The 2,467-nt window shown below is 34.2% G+C and carries 3 protein-coding genes; 1 reads left to right on the top strand and 2 read right to left on the bottom strand.

Annotation, left to right across the window (positions count from 1 at the left end; all coding sequences use genetic code 11):
- A partial coding sequence (locus tag ABX784_RS16915) for a hypothetical protein (protein ID WP_372656241.1) occupies positions 1–698 on the bottom strand: 698 nt, incomplete at its 3' end.
- Between the two features lie 189 nt (positions 699–887).
- Here ABX784_RS16915 and ABX784_RS16910 point away from each other — a divergent pair.
- Positions 888–1,961, top strand: a complete 1,074-nt coding sequence (locus ABX784_RS16910; RefSeq protein ID WP_372656240.1) for a branched-chain amino acid aminotransferase — start codon at positions 888–890, stop codon at positions 1,959–1,961.
- Between the two features lie 254 nt (positions 1,962–2,215).
- On the opposite strand, the gene ABX784_RS16905 is transcribed toward ABX784_RS16910, so the two are convergent.
- A partial coding sequence (locus ABX784_RS16905; RefSeq protein ID WP_372656239.1) for a hypothetical protein occupies positions 2,216–2,467 on the bottom strand: 252 nt, incomplete at its 5' end.

Raw genomic sequence — 2,467 nt, 5'->3', positions numbered from 1 at the left:
GTCTTTGTTTCAAACTGACTTTCTTCGATATTTTGATCCTCTTCCAAAGGAGAGACAGTCTCTGATTCCAAGCTATTTTTTTCTTCACTTTCTTTTAAGAAAGATAGCTCTTCTAAGTCTTCTTCGGAAGTTTCTATCTTCCTTTTTGTAATTTTCTTTTTTTGTGACGAAGTTCTTTTCTTAACTTTTGTGATCTGTTTTTTTCTTATTTTTACTTTTGGTTTTGGTTTTGTACTTTTTAATTTTTGCGATGAAAAACTAGATGCCACTACTTTTTTAGAAGGAGCAGGAGTAGGCACTTGATTATCAATCTCTTCTAGAATTTGTTTTTTATCTTTATATAGTAAAGATATAGTATATTTTGACTTAAGGTGAGGTATTCCTTTTAAGTTAGACCTAAGTCTTCTGGACTCACTCGCTCTATTAAACCTCTTGTTAACAAATTTACACTTATATTCAAGAACGCAATTACTTACCCTTGGCGCCGTACTCTTGCATGACCACTCACCTACAGACTTAGGCATTTTAGATCCACGACAAAACTTAGTGCTCCTTGCCATCCTCAGTTCGGAACGGGCCTTAATGTAATCTAGATGACTTCGAGTCCCCTCTATAACTACACTGAATTTATCCTTTGCATTTTGAGCACTAGAATAGAAAGGCATTAGAAATATAATTAAAAATAGAATTGATTTCATATAGTTCAATATTTTACATCCAAATTTCAAGAGTTTATAGACCCTACAATTTTACCTCAATACACTTAAGATACTGTTTTTATAGGTATTAACGATAGATTCTATACGACTATAACTAGCCGCTTCATTACCTATCGAAGATTTAGTGGTAGGATTGCGAAAATTTTCAACTCATTTAAAGGTATATATATGACAGTTAACGTAGATCCTAAGGCAATTGAGGCACTTAACAACTTCAAACTTCCTGATGATATTGGATTTGGAAGAACTATGGTTCCAATTATGGCGACTTGTGACTATGAAAATGGAAAATGGGGAGAGATCAAACTACTACCTTATGGACCTCTTCAACTAGACCCGACAGCAAAAGTACTACACTACGGTCAGGAAATCTTCGAGGGTATGAAGGCATACCACTTTGAAGGAAATGGACCATACTTATTTAGAGCAGATCAAAATGCTAAGAGATTTAATGAGTCAGCTAAAAGAATGGCCATGGCAGAAATTCCTGAAGAAATCTACCTTGAAGCAGTACGTACAGTTGTTGGCTACTCTAATGACTTTATCCCAGTTCAAACTGGTGAATCTCTATACATACGTCCATTTATGATTTCAACAGAAGAACACTTAGGAATCAAGCCTAGTGAGAAGTTTAAGTTTTTAGTTATTGCTTCACCTTCTGGTGCATATTTTACGACTGGTTACCTAAAAGTACTTATTGAAAAAGAATATATTAGAGCTTGTCCAGGTGGAATGGGTGCAGCCAAAACAGGTGGAAACTATGCGGGAAGCTTAGTCTCAGCTCAAAAGGCAAAGTCTCTTGGCTTCCAGCAAACACTCTGGCTAGATGCTCTTGAGAAAACTTATATTGAAGAAATGTCAGGAATGAACTTCTTCTCTGTTATTAATGGAAAACTACATACTCCAGAAATTCAAGATACAATCCTAGATGGAATTACAAGAAACTCTTTAATTCAACTAGCAAAAGATCTTGGGTATGAAGTAGTTGAAGAAAAGATGAACATTAATGACTTACTTAAAGCTATCGAAGATGGTTCGTGCAGTGAATGTTTCGCTTGCGGAACTGCTGCTATCATCACTCCTATTGGAATGTTAGGAAATATGGAAGGGAAAGAATGGAATATTAGTAATCCAGAAGGCCCTGTAGCTAAGAAGTTAAGAGAGACTCTACTCTCTCTTCAAGAGGGACGAATCGAAGATCAGCATGGTTGGAGAGAAACTGTAAAAGTAATCTGTCACTAATCAATCAGTAATTATTAAATTCTAAGAATAAAAAAGGCCGCTATAAATGCGGCCTTTCTTTTTTAGTAAATTTATTTATTAATGATCTGAATTTGCCATAAAAGTTCGAAGAACTTCAAGGCAAAAACATAGCAATTAGAGTTGGACCAATAGCTGCAGCAAGAAGATCTAAAGACTTAATTTCATCTTTACCAAAAGAACCTCTGTATCTAAGAAGTTAAGAGATACTCTACTGTCTCTTCAAGCTCTTGTTGTTACAAAAATTGTTTTACGTGGTGACTTAAAGCTTCAATTACTTTCGAATGAACCTTTGGAATATAGGATCGGTGATAATAACTAAGAAATATTGGTGAAATCATTTTCTTATTATATTTTTTTTCTTTAATTAACTTATTCTTTTTCACTAAATGTTTAGAAACTACTGCTTGACCATATCCAAAACCTACAGCATCTATAATTGCATAAATATCAGCAAAGAAATTTCTTTTAATTTTATAATTCTGACT

It is taken from the genome of Halobacteriovorax sp. (assembly GCF_041587335.1).
In the GTDB taxonomy this organism is placed as follows: Bacteria; Bdellovibrionota; Bacteriovoracia; order Bacteriovoracales; family Bacteriovoracaceae; genus Halobacteriovorax.
This window is presented reverse-complemented; position numbering and strand designations above follow the sequence as displayed.